Here is a 13,780-nt window from a genome sequence, read left to right on the forward strand (position 1 = left end):
ATAAAGCAAAAGGCCATCCTTCGGGGTGGCCTTTTTGCGTTTAAAATATCAACAGATCTCGTGCCAAATCAATGAGCTTTGTTGATGTTTACCTGCCCCGACGGTTTTTCCCCTTTCTGCTATTTCAAATCAGTGCTGTTCAGACATATTTGTATGATTTGCTCGTTATCCCTTGCTGAAAGTCCTCAACTCGTTGCATACGAATCGGGTACACTATTCGATAGTTTAATCCGCAAAGGTTGCATTATGTCCCGCCAGCAATATTCACTTAAACCCTGGAATACCTTCGGTATTGATGCTTATGCCAACAGAATTACTGTGGCACACAGCATAGAAGCACTTTGCCGGTGCTGGCAGCAAAGCGTGCATCAAAAAGAGCCGATACTGCTATTGGGCAAAGGAAGCAACGTACTGTTTCTGCATGATTTTAATGGACAGGTGCTGATTAACCGTATTAAGGGCATCAGCATTTCAGAAACGACCGATGCGTGGTTATTGCATGCCGGAGCCGGAGAAAACTGGCATCAACTGGTGGAAACCACGCTGGATAAAGGGCTTGCCGGGCTTGAGAATCTGGCACTTATCCCGGGATGTGTAGGTTCTGCCCCCATTCAGAACATTGGCGCTTATGGTGTCGAGCTGGAGCAAGTATGTGAGTACGTGGATATCGTCTCTCTTGATGATGGCGTATGCCAGCGGTTGAGTGCAGCTGAATGCCAGTTTGGCTATCGCGATAGCGTGTTCAAGCATCATTACCGTGAAGGCTACGCCATTGTTGCCGTAGGATTAAAGCTTAACAAGAATTGGCGGCCCGTACTGAGCTATGGAGATTTACGCAATCTTGACCCTCTTGTTGTTACGCCTAAACAGGTATTTGATGCCGTTTGCCAAATGCGTCGTAGCAAACTGCCCGATCCTGACATCACGGGTAATGCCGGTAGTTTCTTCAAAAATCCGCTAGTGAGTGCAACAATTGCTGCTGAACTGCATACCCAGTATCCTGATATTCCTCAATATCCACAAAAGAGTGGTGAGGTGAAACTCGCCGCTGGTTGGCTGATTGAACGCTGCTCGCTGAAAGGGCTTCGAATTGGTGGCGCAGCAGTACATGAAAAGCAAGCACTGGTGTTGATCAACACGGGTACTGCCAGTGGGCAGGATATTGTCGATCTGGCGCGCACCGTACGTCAGCGCGTGGCTGAGAAGTTTAATGTATGGCTCGAACCTGAAGTGCGTTTTATTGATTCACAGGGCGAAACAGATGCTGTAGAGGCTATTGCATGAAAGACAATACTGTACCGTTAAAGCTGATCCACATTCTGGCCGATGGTGAATTCCATTCAGGTGAGCAGCTTGGTGAGCAAATGGGCATGAGTCGTGCAGCAATTAATAAGCATGTTCAGACATTAAAAGAGTGGGGAATTGATGTCTTCACCGTCACTGGCAAAGGCTATAGCCTTCCCAATGCCATGCAGCTGCTGGATGAGGGAGCGATTAACGCAGGTCTTGAGGAGGCCAGACTTGCGGTGATCCCGGTTATTGACTCTACTAACCAGTATTTACTGGACAGAATGGCCAGCCTTCAATCTGGGGACGCCTGTGTGGCTGAGTACCAGCAGGCGGGACGAGGCAGACGCGGACGGCAGTGGTTCTCTCCTTTTGGCTCTAACCTGTATTTATCAATGTACTGGCGCTTGGAGCAGGGACCTGCAGCGGCGATGGGCCTGAGTTTGATTATCGGCATTGTTATCGCTGAAGCACTTCAGCAACAGGGTGCGCCAGATATCAGGGTGAAATGGCCCAATGACATCTACCTGCACGATCGCAAGTTGGCTGGCATTCTCGTCGAACTTACGGGGAAAACCGGGGATGCTGCGCAAATCGTGATAGGTGCGGGGATTAACCTGGCGATGCGGGCTCCGGCGCAGGATGTGATCAATCAGGGGTGGATTAATCTACATGAAGCGGGATGCAATGTGGATCGTAATGCCCTTACTGCATTGATTGTTAACAAGATGCGTACAGCGCTGGCGCAATTTGAACAGGATGGGCTGACAGCATTTATTGAGCGCTGGGCTGCATTAGATAACTTTATCGATCGTCCGGTAAAACTGTTGATCGGCGATCGGGAAATTAATGGTATTGCCAGAGGGATCGATCAGCAGGGTGGTTTGATACTGGAACAGGATGGCATCTCTAAGTCTTGGGTTGGTGGGGAAATTTCGCTCCGGCCACAAAGCTGACGGAGAGGGGCTGTGCCCCTCTCGGCTTACTTCCTTAATCGGACAAGATCGACCGCATGACCGGAGCTTTTCGTCATAATCAGGCTGGCGCGTTCGCGCGTAGGCAGAATATTTTCTTTCAGATTCCTGTAATTGATTTCATTCCATAGCTGACTCGCCACACCCACCGCCTCGTCCTCAGGCAGCTGCGCGTAATGATGGAAATAGGAATCGGGATCGGTAAATGCGCCTTGACGGAATTTGAGAAAACGATTGATGTACCAGTGTTCCAGTAAATCTTCCGGCGCGTCGACATAAATCGAAAAATCCACGAAATCAGAGACAAAAACGTGATGAGGATCATGGGGATAATCCATTCCGCTTTGTAACACATTCAGCCCTTCGAGGATCAGAATATCAGGCTGCTGAACGATTTTGTCCCCTTCAGGAATAACATCATAAATGAGATGGGAATAAACCGGGGCGGTGACATGATCGGCGCCAGATTTCAAGTCTGAAACGAAGTTTACCAGACGGTGCATATCGTAGGAGAGGGGAAAGCCCTTCTTCTTCATCAGGCCGCGTTCTTTGAGCACGGAATTTGGATGCAAAAAACCGTCAGTGGTGATCAATTCAACGCGCCGATGTTCCGGCCAACGGCTCAGTAATGCCTGTAGGACACGCGCTGTAGTGCTTTTTCCGACGGCAACGCTCCCTGCAATACTGATGATATAGGGAATTTTCTGTCCATTAGTACCAAGAAACTGCTCAAGGACTGCCTGACGTCGTAAATTAGAGCTGATATAAAAATTCAGGAGACGAGAAAGAGGGAGGTAGATCTCCGCCACTTCTTCTATCGAAAGATCTTCGTTGATACCTTTCAGCTGCGCAATTTCGTCCTCAGAAAGGGTCATGGGCACCGAATCACGCAGTGCGGCCCATTGGGTGCGATTGAACTGCAGATAAGGTGTGGTTAACAGGGAGTCTTTTTTGCTCATAAGCCTGCTTCTGTTAGCGATTTTACCCTTCCAAAGATAGCCCGTTATGTAGCAGCAAGATTGATCGCCGCAAAGTTAAGCACGAAGGGAATTTGATAAAACGATGGGCGGAGGTTACCACCACACGGGCAGGAAAAAGAAGGAAAAATATGCCTTGCAGTGACAAACGTAAGCGCACCCGCATTAATGCGCATTTTTGCTGGTAATCGAAAGCATAAACGGGTTGAGCTTTATCTTTGCCGCAATGGATAAAAAGAAGCTAAAAATTTATCTTAGTGAAACGCATCTGGACGATGTGCTTTATCTTGCACCCGTTAATCTTGCTGTAAACGATCGGGCAGACTCGGCGATTATTTAAACGGATTTTCCCATTGGGTGCGGTGTTTTCATACGTATTGCATAAATAGTGAGCGTAAGAACAAATATCGCAATTTTTTTGTTGCATACCAGCTCAGGTCTTTCTAGAATGCGCACCACTTGATGCCGGCTTAGCTCAGTTGGTAGAGCAACTGACTTGTAATCAGTAGGTCACCAGTTCGATTCCGGTAGCCGGCACCATCAAGTACCCCCAGGTGGGATTCCCGAGCGGCCAAAGGGAGCAGACTGTAAATCTGCCGTCATCGACTTCGAAGGTTCGAATCCTTCTCCCACCACCATTTCGACTCAGCGTTTTGAGTTGAGACCAGAAGAGAGAGCAATCACTCAACTGGAAAAGATAGCTACCTCCAGCAGGTATGCTTATCAAGATTTAGACTGAGCTCAAGCACAGTCAGGGTCATCAGGCAAAAGCATGGTGGCTTGAGTAACGAAGAAACATATTCTTTGTTATTCACAAGCTACAGATAGAACAGGTAGCCGAGTTCCAGGATGCGGGCATCGTATAATGGCTATTACCTCAGCCTTCCAAGCTGATGATGCGGGTTCGATTCCCGCTGCCCGCTCCAAGCCGTGCTGATATGGCTCAGTTGGTAGAGCGCACCCTTGGTAAGGGTGAGGTCCCCAGTTCGACTCTGGGTATCAGCACCACTTTCAAAATCTCCCTCCCTGCTTCTTTTCTCTAGTTTAAACAATTCAACTATTCAGGCGATGCCTGGTTGATGTGGTGATATCACCGATTAATCCGTGTCTTAGAGGGACAAGCGATGTCTAAAGAAAAATTTGAACGTTCCAAACCGCACGTCAACGTTGGTACTATCGGCCACGTTGACCACGGCAAAACTACCCTGACTGCTGCTATCACCACCGTTCTGGCTAAAACCTTCGGCGGCTCTGCTCGTGCATTCGACCAGATCGATAACGCACCGGAAGAAAAAGCGCGCGGTATCACCATCAACACTTCTCACGTTGAATACGACACCCCAACTCGCCACTACGCGCACGTTGACTGCCCAGGCCACGCCGACTATGTGAAAAACATGATCACCGGTGCTGCGCAGATGGACGGCGCGATCCTGGTTGTTGCTGCGACTGACGGCCCAATGCCTCAGACCCGTGAGCACATCCTGCTGGGTCGTCAGGTTGGCGTTCCATTCATCATCGTGTTCCTGAACAAGTGTGACATGGTTGATGATGAAGAGCTGCTGGAACTGGTTGAGATGGAAGTACGTGATCTGCTGACGCAGTACGACTTCCCTGGCGACGACACCCCAATCGTACGTGGTTCTGCGCTGAAAGCACTGCAGGGCGAAGCAGAGTGGGAAGCTAAGATCGTTGAACTGGCTGGTCACCTGGATAACTACATCCCAGAGCCAGAGCGCGCGATTGACAAGCCGTTCCTGCTGCCAATCGAAGACGTATTCTCCATCTCCGGCCGTGGTACTGTTGTTACCGGTCGTGTAGAGCGCGGTATCGTTAAAGTTGGTGAAGAAGTTGAAATCGTTGGTATCAAAGATACCGTGAAATCAACCTGTACCGGCGTTGAAATGTTCCGTAAGCTGCTGGACGAAGGCCGTGCGGGTGAGAACTGTGGTATCCTGCTGCGCGGTATCAAGCGCGAAGATATCCAGCGTGGACAGGTTCTGGCTAAGCCAGGCACCATCAAGCCACACACCAAGTTCGAGTCAGAAGTTTATATTCTGTCTAAAGACGAAGGCGGCCGTCATACTCCGTTCTTCAAAGGCTACCGTCCACAGTTCTACTTCCGTACAACTGATGTGACCGGTACTATCGAACTGCCAGAAGGCGTTGAGATGGTGATGCCTGGTGACAACATTCAGATGGTTGTTACCCTGATCCACCCAATCGCAATGGATGACGGTCTGCGTTTCGCCATCCGTGAAGGTGGTCGTACCGTTGGTGCGGGTGTTGTTGCTAAAGTTATCGCTTAATCGCTGATAATATTTGACGCAATGCACACGAAAAGGGCATCATTTGATGCCCTTTTTGCACGCTGTAACATAGAACCTGACTCATCAGTGATTTTTTCGACCATAATCATTGCTGAGGCAGGCTCTGTAGCACGGCGTAAAGCCAATAGTTTTCAAGCTACGGCTTGGAATTAAAGGATATGCCGAGTTAAGCCTAACAGCATCATTCGGTTCGGTTGCCTCGTTTTACGAGGCAAAAGTGTTTCTGATTTATTGTGGCAGGTTGGTTTATGAGTGCTAATACACAAGCTCAAGGAAACGGGCGCGGCCTGGAAGTATTGAAGTGGTTAGGTGTGGTGGTGCTTCTGGTGGCCGCTGTTGCCGGCAACTCCTGGTATCGCGATGTTACATTACCGCTGCGTGCTCTGGCTGTCGTAGTCCTGATGGCTGCAGCAGCTGGCCTTGCCCTGCTGACCGTCAAAGGTAAAGCAACGTTGGCTTTCGCCCGTGAAGCACGTACAGAAGTGCGTAAGGTCGTCTGGCCTACTCGTCAGGAAACGTTGCACACCACGCTAATCGTTGCCGCGGTAACCGCCGTGATGTCACTGATTTTGTGGGGGCTGGATGGTATTCTGGTCCGCCTGGTATCGTTTATCACTGGCCTGAGGTTCTGAGATGTCTGAAGCTCCAAAAAAGCGCTGGTACGTCGTTCAGGCGTTTTCCGGTTTTGAAGGCCGCGTAGCTCAGTCGCTGCGCGAGCATATCAAGTTACATAATATGGAAGAGCTGTTTGGCGACGTCATGGTTCCCACCGAAGAAGTGGTTGAGATCCGTGGTGGCCAGCGCCGCAAAAGCGAGCGTAAGTTCTTCCCCGGATACGTGCTGGTTCAGATGGTGATGAATGACGCCAGCTGGCACCTTGTACGCAGCGTACCGCGTGTCATGGGCTTTATCGGTGGCACCTCCGATCGCCCGGCACCGATCAGCGACAAAGAAGTTGACGCAATCATGAACCGCCTGCAGCAGGTTGGGGATAAACCACGTCCGAAAACCCTGTTTGAACCAGGTGAAATGGTTCGCGTTAACGACGGTCCGTTTGCCGACTTTAACGGCGTGGTGGAAGAAGTCGACTACGAGAAAAGCCGCCTGAAAGTGTCTGTCTCCATCTTTGGCCGTGCAACACCGGTTGAGTTGGACTTCGGTCAGGTGGAAAAGGGTTAATGACCCTGACGTGCTCTGACTGCTAAACGGTCAGTGGCATAAAAAAAATCAACTGCCCGTCATCGGGTGGTTGCGAGAGGCGCGAAATTGCAATATAATTTCGCGCCTTTTGTTTTTATGCGCTATTGCAGCGTGTGAATATTAATCACGGGGAGCTCCTCCAGGAGCGTTATCACCCAATAGAGGAATTATCATGGCTAAGAAAGTACAAGCCTACGTTAAGTTGCAGGTTGCAGCTGGTATGGCAAACCCGAGTCCTCCGGTAGGTCCGGCTCTGGGTCAGCAAGGCGTTAACATCATGGAGTTCTGTAAAGCGTTCAACGCCAAAACAGAATCCCTTGAGAAAGGTCTGCCGACTCCAGTCGTCATCACCGTTTATTCTGACCGTTCTTTCACCTTCGTTACCAAAACCCCTCCTGCAGCAGTACTGCTGAAGAAAGCGGCTGGTATTAAGTCTGGTTCTGGCAAGCCGAACAAAGACAAAGTAGGTAAAGTATCGCATGCTCAGGTACGCGAAATCGCAGAAACCAAAGCTGCGGACATGACTGGTGCTGATATTGAAGCGATGACTCGCTCAATTGAAGGTACTGCTCGTTCCATGGGCCTGGTAGTAGAGGACTAAGAAATGGCTAAGCTGACCAAGCGCATGCGCGTGATCCGTGACAAAGTTGATGCAACTAAACAGTATGACATCAACGAAGCTGTTGCTCTGCTGAAAGAACTGGCTACTGCCAAGTTCGTAGAAAGCGTTGACGTAGCGGTAAACCTCGGGATTGATGCCCGTAAATCTGACCAGAACGTACGCGGTGCAACTGTACTGCCACACGGTACTGGCCGTTCTGTTCGCGTTGCCGTATTCGCCCAGGGCGCAAACGCTGAAGCTGCTAAAGCAGCCGGCGCTGAACTGGTAGGTATGGAAGATCTGGCTGACCAGATCAAAAAAGGCGAAATGAACTTCGACGTTGTGATTGCATCTCCAGATGCAATGCGCGTTGTTGGCCAGCTGGGTCAGGTTCTCGGCCCACGCGGTCTGATGCCAAACCCGAAAGTTGGAACCGTAACCCCTAACGTTGCTGAAGCTGTGAAAAACGCTAAAGCCGGTCAGGTTCGTTATCGTAACGACAAAAACGGCATCATCCATACCACTATCGGTAAGGTTGATTTCGACACAGATAAACTGAAAGAAAACCTCGAATCCCTGCTGGTTGCGCTGAAAAAAGCGAAACCTTCTCAGGCGAAAGGCGTTTTCATTAAGAAAGTCAGCATCTCCACCACGATGGGTGCGGGTGTTGCAGTTGATCAGGCTGGCCTGAGCGCTGCTGTTGCTTAATCTGTGCTTTACGCGGGCGTATTTTTCCCCTAGAATCTTACGCCCGTTGCTCTGTTAAGACACAGAGTGCCTAATCAAGCCGTTCAGACTGCCTTATGCAGTGTTCGAAGGCTGAAGATTAGCAAGAATTTTTAGGTTGGAGCCTGGCCTTATCCAGGCCTCCGTCCAAGACCGCAGGTGTTTCATTAACTTGAAGCTTAATCTCCTGCGTAGACGGTGACAGAACCAAAAGAATATTTTAATAGTCTTTGCTGGATTCTGCTCACCGTGTTTTAGCGCCTGTCTCTGGCAACAGGGTTCAGGTGAAGTGAGTTCCGGGGAAATCCATCCCCGGCCAAAAATCCAGGAGCACAAGCTAATGGCCTTAAATCTTCAAGACAAACAAGCGATTGTTGCTGAAGTCAGCGAAGTAGCCAAAGGCGCGCTGTCTGCGGTAGTTGCGGATTCTCGTGGCGTTACCGTAGATAAAATGACCGAACTGCGTAAAGCAGGTCGTGAAGCTGGCGTATACATGCGTGTTGTTCGTAACACCCTGCTGCGCCGCGTCGTTGAAGGTACTCAGTTTGAGTGCCTGAAAGACACGTTAACCGGTCCAACCTTGATTGCATACTCTATGGAACACCCGGGCGCTGCTGCTCGTCTGTTCAAAGAGTTCGCGAAAGCGAATGCAAAATTCGAGGTTAAAGCTGCAGCCTTTGAAGGCGAGCTGATCAGTGCGGCTCAGATCGACCGCCTGGCAACTCTGCCTACTTACGATGAAGCAATCGCACGCCTGATGGCAACCATGAAAGAAGCCGCTGCCGGCAAACTGGTTCGCACTCTGGCTGCTGTACGCGATCAGAAAGAAGCTACTGCTGCTTAATCAGCAGGCCTTTCTTTTCCGTTCACTTGCTTACGTACAAATTACTTTCTGAATTTAGGAACACGAAATGTCAATTACTAAAGACCAAATCATTGAAGGCGTTGCAGCTCTGTCTGTAATGGAAATCGTTGAACTGATCTCCGCTATGGAAGAGAAATTCGGCGTGTCAGCTGCTGCTGCTGTTGCAGGTCCTGCTGCTGCTGCTGAAGCTGTAGAAGAGAAAACCGAGTTCGACGTGGTACTGAAAGCTATCGGCGCTAACAAAGTTGCCGTGATCAAAGCAGTACGTGGCGCAACTGGTCTGGGCCTGAAAGAAGCTAAAGATCTGGTTGAGTCTGCACCTGCTGCCCTGAAAGAAGGCATCAGCAAAGACGACGCAGAAGCACTGAAGAAAGTACTGGAAGAAGCTGGCGCAGAAGTTGAAGTTAAATAAGCCAACCTTTCAGGTTGCAGCCTGTTCGTAGTTTGTACCAGGCTGATGGCTGGTGACTTTTTGGTCACCAGCCTTTTTGCGCTCTACAGCATCAATGATCTTTCACACTGTTTAGTCATTGATTAGCTTAATATCTTTCTCTATCGACGACTTAATATACTGCCCTCCTGCATGGGTTCCCTGCCCAGACAACGGCAATGAAATGATTTAAGCGTGATAGAAAGAGGTATTACGAAAGGCGTCTGCCCTTCGCACTATACAAAACAGCGTTGCATGAACTGTCCCCGCTGGACGGACAGAAAGGTTCTACTTTTCAGCGAGCTGAGGAACCCCATGGTTTACTCCTATACCGAGAAAAAACGTATTCGTAAGGATTTTGGCAAACGTCCACAAGTTCTGGACATTCCATATCTCCTTTCTATCCAGCTTGACTCGTTCCAGAAGTTCATCGAGCAAGATCCGGAAGGTCAACATGGACTGGAAGCGGCATTCCGTTCCGTGTTCCCGATCCAAAGCTATAGCGGTAATTCTGAGCTGCAGTACGTCAGCTACCGTTTAGGCGAACCTGTATTTGATGTTAAAGAGTGTCAGATTCGTGGCGTCACGTTCTCTGCCCCTCTGCGCGTTAAGCTGCGCTTGGTGATCTACGAGCGCGAAGCGCCGGAAGGCACGGTTAAAGACATCAAAGAACAAGAAGTATACATGGGTGAAATTCCACTCATGACCGATAACGGTACCTTTGTCATCAATGGTACAGAACGCGTTATCGTTTCTCAGCTGCATCGTAGTCCTGGTGTGTTCTTCGACAGCGATAAGGGTAAAACCCACTCATCGGGTAAAGTGCTGTATAACGCACGTATCATCCCTTACCGTGGTTCATGGTTGGACTTCGAGTTTGACCCGAAAGACAACCTGTTCGTCCGTATTGACCGTCGCCGTAAACTGCCAGCGACCATCATTCTGCGTGCGCTGAGCTATACCACTGAGCAGATCCTTGACCTGTTCTTTGAGAAAGTGGTTTACCAGATCCGCGACAACAAGCTACAGATGGAGCTGGTTCCGGAGCGTCTGCGTGGTGAAACTGCGTCATTCGACATTGAGTCGAACGGCACCGTTTACGTGGAAAAAGGTCGTCGCATTACCGCGCGTCATATTCGCCAGCTGGAAAAAGATGCTGTTGCTCATATCGAAGTTCCGGTTGAGTACATCGCAGGCAAAGTTGTTGCTAAAGACTATATCGACGAGAGCACCGGTGAGCTGCTGATTGCTGCAAACATGGAGCTGTCGCTGGATCTGCTGGCCAAACTAAGCCAGTCAGGCCATAAGCGCATCGAAACGCTGTTCACCAATGACCTGGATCACGGCCCGTACATCTCTGAGACCGTACGCGTCGACCCAACCAGCGATCGCCTGAGCGCACTGGTTGAGATCTATCGCATGATGCGTCCTGGTGAACCACCAACGCGTGAAGCGGCTGAAAACCTGTTTGAGAACCTGTTCTTCTCTGAAGACCGCTACGATCTGTCTGCGGTTGGTCGCATGAAGTTCAACCGTTCTCTGCTGCGTGACGAGATCGAAGGTTCCGGTATCCTGAGCAAAGACGACATCATTCAGGTGATGAAGAAGCTCATCGGTATCCGTAACGGTATTGGCGAAGTGGATGATATCGATCACCTCGGCAACCGTCGTATCCGTTCCGTTGGCGAAATGGCCGAGAACCAGTTCCGTGTTGGCCTGGTGCGCGTAGAACGTGCGGTGAAAGAGCGTCTGTCTCTGGGCGATCTGGATACCCTGATGCCTCAGGATATGATCAACGCCAAGCCAATTTCTGCGGCAGTGAAAGAGTTCTTCGGTTCCAGCCAGCTGTCACAGTTTATGGACCAGAACAACCCGCTGTCTGAGATTACGCACAAACGCCGTATCTCTGCTCTGGGCCCAGGCGGTCTGACGCGTGAGCGTGCAGGCTTCGAAGTACGAGACGTACACCCGACTCACTACGGTCGCGTATGTCCAATCGAAACGCCAGAAGGTCCAAACATCGGTCTGATCAACTCCTTGTCTGTCTATGCACAGACCAACGAGTACGGTTTCCTGGAAACCCCATACCGTCGCGTGCGCGATGGCGTGGTGACCGACGAAATTCATTACCTCTCTGCTATTGAAGAGGGTAACTACGTTATCGCTCAGGCCAACACCAATCTGGACGACGAAGGTCACTTCGTTGACGATCTGGTGACCTGCCGTAGCAAAGGCGAATCGAGCCTGTTCAGCCGCGATCAGGTTGACTACATGGACGTTTCCACCCAACAGGTGGTTTCCGTCGGTGCGTCACTGATCCCGTTCCTGGAGCACGATGACGCCAACCGCGCATTGATGGGTGCAAACATGCAACGTCAGGCGGTACCTACTCTGCGCGCTGATAAGCCGCTGGTAGGAACCGGTATGGAGCGCGCGGTAGCGGTTGACTCCGGCGTCACTGCCGTAGCGAAACGTGGTGGTACCGTTCAGTACGTGGATGCATCACGTATCGTTATCAAAGTTAACGAAGACGAAATGCACGCTGGCGAAGCCGGTATCGATATTTACAACCTGACCAAGTACACCCGTTCTAACCAGAACACCTGCATCAACCAGATGCCGTGTGTCAACCTGGGCGAACCGATTGAACGCGGTGACGTGCTGGCTGATGGTCCTTCAACGGATCTCGGCGAACTGGCTCTCGGCCAGAACATGCGCGTGGCATTCATGCCTTGGAACGGCTACAACTTCGAAGACTCCATCTTAGTCTCCGAGCGCGTGGTTCAGGAAGATCGCTTCACCACTATCCACATTCAGGAACTGGCGTGCGTGTCGCGTGACACCAAGCTGGGGCCGGAAGAGATCACTGCTGATATCCCGAACGTGGGTGAAGCTGCGCTCTCCAAGCTGGATGAGTCCGGTATCGTGTATATCGGTGCTGAAGTGACCGGCGGCGACATTCTGGTTGGTAAGGTTACACCGAAAGGTGAAACCCAGCTGACGCCAGAAGAGAAACTGCTGCGTGCTATTTTCGGCGAGAAAGCGTCTGACGTTAAAGACTCTTCTCTGCGCGTACCGAACGGCGTTTCAGGTACCGTTATCGACGTTCAGGTCTTCACCCGTGACGGTGTGGAAAAAGACAAGCGCGCGCTGGAAATCGAAGAGATGCAGCTGAAGCAGGCGAAGAAAGACCTGTCTGAAGAATTGCAGATCCTCGAAGCTGGCCTGTTCAGCCGTATTAACTACCTGCTGGTTTCTGGCGGTATTGAAGCGGAAAAACTGGATAAGCTTCCACGTGAGCGCTGGCTGGAACTGGGCCTGACCGACGAAGATAAGCAAAACCAGCTGGAACAGCTGGCCGAGCAGTACGACGAGCTGAAGCACGAGTTTGAGAAAAAACTCGACGCCAAGCGCCGCAAAATCACCCAGGGCGATGACCTGGCACCAGGCGTGCTGAAAATCGTTAAAGTGTATCTGGCCGTTAAACGTCAGATTCAGCCTGGTGACAAAATGGCAGGTCGTCACGGGAACAAAGGTGTTATCTCCAAGATCAACCCGATCGAAGATATGCCTTACGATGAGAACGGTACGCCGGTCGATATCGTACTCAACCCGCTGGGCGTACCATCACGTATGAACATCGGTCAGATTCTTGAAACCCACCTGGGTATGGCTGCGAAGGGCATTGGCGAGAAAATCAACGCCATGCTTAAGAAGCAGGAAGAAGTGTCCAAGCTGCGTGAGTTTATTCAGCGTGCTTACGATCTGGGTACCGATGTGCGCCAGAAAGTTGACCTGAACACCTTCACCGACGACGAAGTGCTGCGTCTGGCGGAAAACCTGAAGAAAGGTATGCCAATCGCCACTCCGGTGTTTGATGGTGCGAAAGAGAGCGAAATCAAAGAGCTGTTACAGCTTGGCGGCCTGCCTTCTTCCGGTCAGATCACCCTGTTCGATGGTCGTACCGGTGAGCAGTTCGAACGTCAGGTTACCGTTGGCTACATGTATATGCTGAAACTGAACCACTTGGTTGATGACAAAATGCATGCACGTTCTACCGGTTCCTACAGCCTTGTTACCCAGCAGCCGCTGGGTGGTAAAGCGCAGTTCGGTGGTCAGCGCTTCGGTGAGATGGAAGTGTGGGCACTGGAAGCATACGGTGCCGCGTATACCCTACAGGAAATGTTGACCGTGAAGTCTGATGACGTTAATGGCCGTACGAAGATGTATAAAAACATCGTCGACGGTAACCATCAGATGGAACCGGGCATGCCGGAATCCTTCAACGTACTGTTGAAAGAGATCCGTTCGCTGGGTATCAACATCGAGCTGGAAGACGAGTAATTACTCGCATCTGCTGTACTGGTTACAGGGCGCCCGGGTCACTCCG

At 50.7% G+C, this 13,780-nt stretch carries 11 protein-coding genes and 4 tRNA genes; 14 read left to right on the forward strand and 1 reads right to left on the reverse strand.

Translation table 11 applies throughout. From position 1 onward, the window contains the following. The first annotated feature begins 246 nt into the window (after window positions 1-246). The gene (gene murB, locus EPIR_RS00755; RefSeq protein WP_023653385.1) at window positions 247-1,284 is read left to right on the forward strand and encodes a UDP-N-acetylmuramate dehydrogenase; all 1,038 of its coding nucleotides are present in this window, start codon (window positions 247-249) and stop codon (window positions 1,282-1,284) included. Next, on the forward strand, window positions 1,281-2,243 hold the full coding sequence (gene birA / locus EPIR_RS00760; RefSeq protein WP_023653386.1) for a bifunctional biotin--[acetyl-CoA-carboxylase] ligase/biotin operon repressor BirA: 963 nt from the start codon (window positions 1,281-1,283) through the stop codon (window positions 2,241-2,243). The genes murB and birA overlap by 4 nt, the downstream gene beginning before the upstream one ends. 26 nt (window positions 2,244-2,269) lie before the next feature. Here birA and coaA read toward each other — a convergent pair whose 3' ends face one another. Continuing rightward, on the reverse strand, window positions 2,270-3,220 hold the full coding sequence (coaA, locus tag EPIR_RS00765; RefSeq protein WP_023653387.1) for a type I pantothenate kinase: 951 nt from the start codon (window positions 3,218-3,220) through the stop codon (window positions 2,270-2,272). A 482-nt stretch (window positions 3,221-3,702) separates the two neighbouring features. On the opposite strand from coaA, the gene EPIR_RS00770 reads away from it, so the two are divergent. The 12 genes from EPIR_RS00770 to rpoB all read left to right on the forward strand — a co-directional run bounded on the left by EPIR_RS00770 (window position 3,703) and on the right by rpoB (window position 13,734). Beyond that, window positions 3,703-3,778, forward strand: a tRNA-Thr gene (locus EPIR_RS00770). A 13-nt stretch (window positions 3,779-3,791) separates the two neighbouring features. Continuing rightward, window positions 3,792-3,876, forward strand: a tRNA-Tyr gene (locus tag EPIR_RS00775). Between the two features lie 213 nt (window positions 3,877-4,089). Further along, window positions 4,090-4,164, forward strand: a tRNA-Gly gene (locus EPIR_RS00780). Window positions 4,165-4,170: 6 nt separating this feature from the next. After that, window positions 4,171-4,246 (forward strand) — tRNA-Thr (locus EPIR_RS00785). Between the two features lie 116 nt (window positions 4,247-4,362). Continuing rightward, window positions 4,363-5,547, forward strand: a complete 1,185-nt coding sequence (gene tuf, locus EPIR_RS00790) for an elongation factor Tu (RefSeq protein WP_023653390.1) — start codon at window positions 4,363-4,365, stop codon at window positions 5,545-5,547. Window positions 5,548-5,816: 269 nt separating this feature from the next. After that, window positions 5,817-6,200, forward strand: a complete 384-nt coding sequence (gene secE / locus EPIR_RS00795; protein ID WP_014538449.1) for a preprotein translocase subunit SecE — start codon at window positions 5,817-5,819, stop codon at window positions 6,198-6,200. A 1-nt stretch (window position 6,201) separates the two neighbouring features. After that, window positions 6,202-6,747 carry a transcription termination/antitermination protein NusG gene (gene nusG, locus EPIR_RS00800; protein ID WP_012439920.1) on the forward strand — a complete coding sequence of 182 codons (546 nt, stop codon included), beginning with the start codon at window positions 6,202-6,204 and terminating at the stop codon, window positions 6,745-6,747. A 193-nt stretch (window positions 6,748-6,940) separates the two neighbouring features. After that, window positions 6,941-7,369 (forward strand): 50S ribosomal protein L11, encoded by a 429-nt coding sequence (rplK, locus tag EPIR_RS00805; RefSeq protein ID WP_023653391.1) that lies wholly within the window; start codon window positions 6,941-6,943, stop codon window positions 7,367-7,369. Between the two features lie 3 nt (window positions 7,370-7,372). Beyond that, complete coding sequence (gene rplA / locus EPIR_RS00810; protein WP_023653392.1) at window positions 7,373-8,077, forward strand: 50S ribosomal protein L1; 705 nt, start codon at window positions 7,373-7,375, stop codon at window positions 8,075-8,077. 358 nt (window positions 8,078-8,435) lie between these two features. Then, window positions 8,436-8,939 (forward strand): 50S ribosomal protein L10, encoded by a 504-nt coding sequence (gene rplJ / locus EPIR_RS00815; RefSeq protein ID WP_012439923.1) that lies wholly within the window; start codon window positions 8,436-8,438, stop codon window positions 8,937-8,939. 67 nt (window positions 8,940-9,006) lie between these two features. Continuing rightward, window positions 9,007-9,372, forward strand: a complete 366-nt coding sequence (gene rplL, locus EPIR_RS00820; RefSeq protein ID WP_004154989.1) for a 50S ribosomal protein L7/L12 — start codon at window positions 9,007-9,009, stop codon at window positions 9,370-9,372. A 333-nt stretch (window positions 9,373-9,705) separates the two neighbouring features. Further along, a complete protein-coding gene (rpoB, locus tag EPIR_RS00825; RefSeq protein WP_023653393.1) occupies window positions 9,706-13,734 on the forward strand; it encodes a DNA-directed RNA polymerase subunit beta in 4,029 nt (1,342 codons plus the stop codon). Window positions 13,735-13,780: the final 46 nt, after the last annotated feature.

The organism is Erwinia piriflorinigrans CFBP 5888, from assembly GCF_001050515.1.
Taxonomy (GTDB): Bacteria; Pseudomonadota; Gammaproteobacteria; order Enterobacterales; family Enterobacteriaceae; genus Erwinia; species Erwinia piriflorinigrans.

What these genes read in the sequence shown, in the direction of transcription:
- rplL (WP_004154989.1), top strand. Translation starts at nt 9,007, where the DNA reads ATGTCAATTACTAAAGACCAAATCATTGAAGGCGTTGCAGCTCTGTCT.
- secE (WP_014538449.1), top strand. Translation starts at nt 5,817, where the DNA reads ATGAGTGCTAATACACAAGCTCAAGGAAACGGGCGCGGCCTGGAAGTA.
- rplA (WP_023653392.1), top strand. Translation starts at nt 7,373, where the DNA reads ATGGCTAAGCTGACCAAGCGCATGCGCGTGATCCGTGACAAAGTTGAT.
- rplJ (WP_012439923.1), top strand. Translation starts at nt 8,436, where the DNA reads ATGGCCTTAAATCTTCAAGACAAACAAGCGATTGTTGCTGAAGTCAGC.
- nusG (WP_012439920.1), top strand. Translation starts at nt 6,202, where the DNA reads ATGTCTGAAGCTCCAAAAAAGCGCTGGTACGTCGTTCAGGCGTTTTCC.
- rplK (WP_023653391.1), top strand. Translation starts at nt 6,941, where the DNA reads ATGGCTAAGAAAGTACAAGCCTACGTTAAGTTGCAGGTTGCAGCTGGT.
- birA (WP_023653386.1), top strand. Translation starts at nt 1,281, where the DNA reads ATGAAAGACAATACTGTACCGTTAAAGCTGATCCACATTCTGGCCGAT.
- rpoB (WP_023653393.1), top strand. Translation starts at nt 9,706, where the DNA reads ATGGTTTACTCCTATACCGAGAAAAAACGTATTCGTAAGGATTTTGGC.
- murB (WP_023653385.1), top strand. Translation starts at nt 247, where the DNA reads ATGTCCCGCCAGCAATATTCACTTAAACCCTGGAATACCTTCGGTATT.
- tuf (WP_023653390.1), top strand. Translation starts at nt 4,363, where the DNA reads ATGTCTAAAGAAAAATTTGAACGTTCCAAACCGCACGTCAACGTTGGT.
- coaA (WP_023653387.1), bottom strand. Translation starts at nt 3,220, where the DNA reads ATGAGCAAAAAAGACTCCCTGTTAACCACACCTTATCTGCAGTTCAAT.